Annotated in this window: 5 protein-coding genes; 1 reads left to right on the top strand and 4 read right to left on the bottom strand. The window is 57.3% G+C overall.

The genetic code is table 11. From position 1 onward, the window contains the following. Window positions 1–203: 203 nt before the first annotated feature. On the bottom strand, window positions 204–833 hold the full coding sequence (gene rlmE, locus ACIP1X_RS27695) for a 23S rRNA (uridine(2552)-2'-O)-methyltransferase RlmE (RefSeq protein ID WP_053117028.1): 630 nt from the start codon (window positions 831–833) through the stop codon (window positions 204–206). 101 nt (window positions 834–934) lie between these two features. On the opposite strand from rlmE, the gene ACIP1X_RS27700 reads away from it, so the two are divergent. Further along, complete coding sequence (locus ACIP1X_RS27700; protein WP_053117027.1) at window positions 935–1,243, top strand: YhbY family RNA-binding protein; 309 nt, start codon at window positions 935–937, stop codon at window positions 1,241–1,243. A gap of 9 nt (window positions 1,244–1,252) precedes the next feature. Here ACIP1X_RS27700 and ACIP1X_RS27705 read toward each other — a convergent pair whose 3' ends face one another. From ACIP1X_RS27705 to carB, 3 genes are all read right to left on the bottom strand, one after another. After that, window positions 1,253–1,657: an MFS transporter gene (locus tag ACIP1X_RS27705; RefSeq protein WP_400755859.1), complete on the bottom strand. Its 405-nt coding sequence runs from the start codon at window positions 1,655–1,657 to the stop codon at window positions 1,253–1,255. A 28-nt stretch (window positions 1,658–1,685) separates the two neighbouring features. Continuing rightward, on the bottom strand, window positions 1,686–2,162 hold the full coding sequence (gene greA / locus ACIP1X_RS27710; protein WP_053117947.1) for a transcription elongation factor GreA: 477 nt from the start codon (window positions 2,160–2,162) through the stop codon (window positions 1,686–1,688). Window positions 2,163–2,164: 2 nt separating this feature from the next. Continuing rightward, on the bottom strand, window positions 2,165–5,185 hold a 3,021-nt coding region (carB, locus tag ACIP1X_RS27715; protein ID WP_400755860.1), incomplete at its 5' end, for a carbamoyl-phosphate synthase large subunit.

Genomic DNA, 5,185 nt, shown 5'->3' on the forward strand with positions numbered 1-5,185 from the left:
ATCGTTCAATTAACTACCCTCAGAAGCAAGCTCCGCTACTGGCGCGCGCTTCGCATGATATTCACCGGCCTAACTTACTACATTACCTACGGCTCTGGCAGGCGCCGTCTGTAACCCTTTGTGAAACACTTTCTACACAATATTCGCTAATGCGCTCGGGGCGAAATACGAAAAACCTATCACCCCGCCAAAAAAACTCCGTTTTACTCACTACGCCCGCGGTAGCCCCAAGCCAGCATGTATTGCTCGCGGGAGGTGCCTCGAGAAGAATCCGGCTTGATCATCTGGATCTTGTCGAACTTCTTGCGAGCATCCTTCAGGTAGGTATCGAACCCTTCACCCTGAAAAATCTTGATTACAAAATTACCGCCCGGCTTGAGGATTCGCTCCGCCAAGTCTAGCGCCAGTTCACAAAGAAACATGGCTTTGGGCATGTCCACTTCGGGCGTACCACTCATATTGGGGGCCATATCGGAAATCACAAGGTCCACCTGCGAATTACCTACCGCCTCAAGGATCTGTGCGAGCACCGCATCCTCGGTGAAGTCACCTTGAATGAAAGTCACGTCCGGAATGCTGTCCATTTCCAGAATGTCCGAGGCGATCAGACGCCCCTGACCGCCGATCAACCGGCTGGTGACCTGCGACCAGCCGCCAGGCGCTGCGCCCAGGTCGACAACGCTCATGCCGGGACGGATCAGCTTGTACTTCTCCTGGACTTCCAGAAGCTTGTAACTCGCACGCGAGCGGTAGCCATCCTTCTGGGCCTGCTTCACATACGGGTCATTAACATGTCTTTTCAGCCAACCAAGGCTTGTCTTGGAACGCGCCATTGGGCACCTCGATAATTAGGGTCGTGATTAATTGGGCGGATCCACGAGCCCTCGGGTAAAATGGCCGCCATTTTACAGAATCCAGACGAAAGGGTCAGATTATGCCGCTCACTCAAGAGCAGAAGAAACAGTACAAATCCATTGGCCACCATCTGAAACCCGTTTTGACGGTAGCCGACAATGGTTTGACTGAAGGTGTGTTAGCCGAATTTGAACGTGCATTGGCGGATCACGAGCTGATCAAGATCAAGCTCACCATCCTTGATCGCGAAGCGCGCCTGGCGCAAATCGCAGAGCTGTGCAAGGTCGGCAAAGCGGATCTGGTACAGGTCATCGGCAAGATGGCACTGGTGTATCGCAAGAACTTCAGCGCCAACAAGCAGCTGTCGAACGTTCATCGCTTCAAGTGATGACAGGGGTCAAGGGTGTGCTTCGCGCACCCTGACACTCCACCCCGGCACCGGTTGCATTACCAGTATCAAACCGGAAAAGCCCAGAATCAGAAAACTGAATTCCTGCCAGCGCTGCGCCTCCGGCCAGCCGACACGCACCGCGACAAACATCGCGCACGCGTACAACGCCATCAGCAGCACCTGCCCGCGAAAATCCCGCCATAGACCGGCAAGGCCTTCAGCCTGTACCAGCACCAAAGCCTGAAATATCACGCAAGCGGCGGCAAATCCCACTACCAGCACTTCAAATGCAGCAGCTACTTCATCGATCAGCAGCGGCGCCAGGCCAATTTTGCCCAGTGCCGGCTGCAAACCGAGATGAATAAGCCATAGACCGCCGACCCATAACATCTGGGCCAGTTGCCAAAGCATGGCGCCCGCGTGCAGCGGGCGCCCTTTTTCAGATGTGACGGACTTCGACAATCTCGTACTCGATCACGCCACCAGGCGTTTTAACCGCCACCACATCACCCTCTTCCTTGGCAATCAAGGCGCGGGCCAGTGGCGAACCGACGGAAATCTTGCCGAGTTTGAAGTCAGCCTCGTCCTCACCCACGATGTGGTAAGTAACGCGCTCATCCGTCTCGACGTTGGCGATTTCCACGGTCGTACCGAAAATCACTTTGCCAGTGTGCGGGATCGACGTGACATCAATGATGACCTGATTCTGAATCCGGCCCTCGATGTCACGAATCCGCGCCTCGACCATGCCTTGCTGTTCGCGCGCGGCATGGTATTCAGCGTTTTCCTTCAAGTCACCCAGCTCGCGAGCCGTGCCGATGTCCTGGCTGAGCTTCGGACGGACGACCTTGGTCAGGTGAGTGTGTTCTTCTTCCAGGGCTTTGGCGCCCTGAACAGTCATTGGGTATTTGGTTATGCTCATGCCTTCAATCCTGCGTGTAGATCTTGCAAGCGGCGCACGGTCTTTTCCGGACCGAACTTCAGCGCTTCACAGATAGCTTCGCCAGCAGCAATGGTAGTGGTGCAGTAGATCTTGTGCTGCAGGGCATTACGACGAATGGAGTACGAATCAGCGATCGACTGACGACCTTCGGTAGTGTTGATGATCAGCGTGACTTCGTCATTCTTGATCATGTCGACCACGTGCGGACGACCCTCGGTCACCTTGTTCACACGGCGCACTTTCAGGCCTGCGGCTTCGATCAGCTTGGCAGTACCGGCAGTGGCAACCACTTCAAAACCCAAGTTGATCAGATCACGGGCCACGCCTGCAACCAGTGGCTTGTCGTCGTCACGTACGCTGATGAACGCAGTACCGCCGGTCGGCAGCACTTCGCTCGCGCCCATCTGGGCTTTGGCGAATGCTTCACCGAAGGTGTCGCCGACGCCCATCACTTCACCGGTCGACTTCATCTCTGGGCCGAGGATCGGGTCAACGCCAGGGAATTTGGCGAACGGGAAGACCGCCTCTTTCACGCTGTAGAAGTTCGGGATGATTTCTTTGGTGAAGCCGATTTCTTTCAGGGTCTTACCAGCCATCACGCGGGCAGCGATCATCGCCAGGGAGACACCGATGCACTTCGACACGAACGGTACGGTGCGGGAGGCACGCGGGTTGACCTCGATGACGTAGATGTCTTCGCCTTGCAGCGCCAACTGTACGTTCATCAGGCCGACAACGCCCAGTTCCAGGGCCATTTTCTTGACCTGTTCGCGCATCTCGTCCTGGATGTGCGCAGGCAGCGAGTACGGCGGCAGCGAGCACGCCGAGTCACCGGAGTGAACGCCAGCCTGTTCGATGTGCTGCATGATTGCGCCAATGACAACGTCTTTGCCGTCGCAGACCGCATCCACGTCCATTTCGATGGCGCAGTTGAGGAAGTGGTCGAGCAGCACCGGGCTGTCGTTGGACACTTTCACCGCATCACGCAGGTAGCGCTTGAGCTCTTCTTCTTCATAAACGATTTCCATCGCGCGGCCACCCAGTACATAGGATGGACGTACGACCAACGGGTAACCGATCTTGCTGGCGGCACGAATTGCTTCGTCTTCGCTGCGCACGGTGGCGTTAGGCGGCTGACGCAGGTTCAGGCGCTCAACCATTTGCTGGAAACGCTCACGGTCTTCGGCACGGTCGATCGCGTCCGGGCTGGTGCCGATGATTGGCACGCCAGCGGCTTCCAGAGCGCGAGCCAGTTTCAGCGGAGTCTGGCCGCCGTACTGGACAATCACGCCTTTCGGCTTCTCGACGCGGCAGATTTCCAGCACGTCTTCGAGGGTTACCGATTCGAAGTACAGACGATCGGAGGTGTCGTAGTCAGTGGAAACAGTTTCCGGGTTGCAGTTGACCATGATGGTTTCGTAGCCGTCTTCGCGCAGTGCGAGGGCAGCGTGAACGCAGCAGTAGTCGAACTCGATACCTTGGCCGATACGGTTCGGACCGCCACCCAGAATCATGATCTTGTCGCGACCCGACGGCGCGGCTTCGCACTCTTCTTCGTAAGTCGAATAAAGATAAGCGGTGTCAGTGGCGAACTCGGCGGCGCAGGTGTCAACGCGCTTGTAGACCGGGAACACTTCCAGCTTGTGACGGTGAGTCCGCAGGTTCTTCTCGGTCACACCCAGCAGCTTGGCCAGACGCTGATCGGAGAAGCCTTTGCGCTTGAGCTTGTACATCACGTCGCGGTCGATCGCGGACAGACCGAGGGTCTTGACCTTCTCTTCGTCCTTGATCAGATCTTCGATCTGTACCAGGAACCAAGGGTCGATCATGTTCATCGCGAAGATTTCTTCGACGGTCATGCCGGCGCGGAAAGCGTCTGCCACGTACCAGATGCGCTCGGCGCCCGGCACGGTCAGTTCACGCTTGAGCACGCTCATGCTTTCCGGGTTGCTCAGATCGAGCTTCTCGTCCAGACCGCAAACGCCTACTTCCAGGCCGCGCAGAGCTTTCTGCAGGGATTCCTGGAATGTACGGCCGATGGCCATGACTTCACCGACCGACTTCATTTGAGTGGTCAGACGCGCGTCAGCCTTGGCGAACTTCTCGAAGGCGAAGCGCGGCAGCTTGGTGACGACGTAGTCGATCGACGGCTCGAAGGACGCCGGGGTTTTGCCGCCGGTGATGTCGTTCGACAGTTCGTCGAGGGTGTAGCCCACAGCCAGTTTGGCCGCGACTTTGGCGATCGGGAAACCGGTGGCTTTCGAAGCCAGCGCCGAGGAACGCGATACGCGCGGGTTCATTTCGATCACGACCATACGGCCAGTGTCCGGGCAGATACCGAATTGCACGTTGGAACCGCCGGTCTCGACGCCGATCTCGCGCAGTACCGCCAGAGAGGCGTTACGCAGGATCTGGTATTCCTTGTCGGTCAGGGTTTGTGCTGGAGCCACGGTGATCGAGTCACCGGTGTGCACGCCCATCGGGTCAAAGTTTTCGATCGAGCAGACGATGATGCAGTTGTCCTTTTTGTCGCGGACAACTTCCATCTCATATTCTTTCCAGCCGATCAGCGATTCGTCGATCAGCAGCTCTTTGGTCGGCGACAGGTCGAGACCGCGGGCGCAGATTTCTTCGAACTCTTCACGGTTGTACGCGATGCCACCACCGGTGCCGCCCATGGTGAAGGACGGACGAATGATGCACGGGAAGCCGAGGGTTTCGAGAACCGCGTTGGCTTCTTCCATGCTGTGGGCGATACCGGAACGCGGGCACGCCAGGCCGATGGATTTCATCGCCTTGTCGAAACGCGAACGGTCTTCAGCCTTGTCGATGGTGTCGGCGTTGGCGCCGATCATTTCTACGCCGAACTTCTCCAGAATGCCTTCGCGTTCCAGGTCCAGGGCGCAGTTCAGAGCAGTCTGGCCGCCCATGGTTGGCAACACGGCGTCCGGACGCTCTTTCTCGATGATCTTGGCAACGGTCTGCCACTTGATCGG

The sequence above is a fragment of the Pseudomonas sp. NPDC088885 genome (assembly GCF_044750025.1).
In the GTDB taxonomy this organism is placed as follows: domain Bacteria; phylum Pseudomonadota; class Gammaproteobacteria; order Pseudomonadales; family Pseudomonadaceae; genus Aquipseudomonas; species Aquipseudomonas rustica.

What these genes read in the sequence shown, in the direction of transcription:
- rlmE (WP_053117028.1), bottom strand. Translation starts at nt 833, where the DNA reads ATGGCGCGTTCCAAGACAAGCCTTGGTTGGCTGAAAAGACATGTTAAT.
- ACIP1X_RS27700 (WP_053117027.1), top strand. Translation starts at nt 935, where the DNA reads ATGCCGCTCACTCAAGAGCAGAAGAAACAGTACAAATCCATTGGCCAC.
- ACIP1X_RS27705 (WP_400755859.1), bottom strand. Translation starts at nt 1,657, where the DNA reads ATGCTTTGGCAACTGGCCCAGATGTTATGGGTCGGCGGTCTATGGCTT.